The organism is Streptomyces sp. SID14436 (genome assembly GCF_010548465.1).
Taxonomy (GTDB): Bacteria; Actinomycetota; Actinomycetes; order Streptomycetales; family Streptomycetaceae; genus Streptomyces.
This window is the reverse complement of sequence record NZ_JAAGMD010000552.1, coordinates 1-208: the sequence shown is the minus strand read 5'-3', so window position 1 is coordinate 208 and position 208 is coordinate 1. Positions and strand designations below refer to the sequence as shown.

1 protein-coding gene is annotated in these 208 nt (G+C 78.8%); it reads left to right on the top strand.

What is annotated here, in order from left to right:
- On the top strand, nucleotides 1-208 hold a 208-nt coding region (locus G3I53_RS19210), incomplete at both ends, for a hypothetical protein (RefSeq protein ID WP_203617246.1).

Here is a 208-nt window from a genome sequence, read left to right as displayed (position 1 = left end):
TACGACGGCGGCTGGTTCGTGGCGGCGTTCGGCGCGGTCACCGGCGGCGTCCTGCTGGCCACGGCCCGGCTGCTGCGCCGGCTGCGCCCGGCGGAGGTCGCGGCGGGCGTGCTGCTGTTCGCCGGCCTGCTGCTGACGGTGCTGACCCTGCTGCTGCCCGGCGCCGGCTACCTGCTGCAGTGGCCGCTGCTGGCCGCGCTGCCCGCGC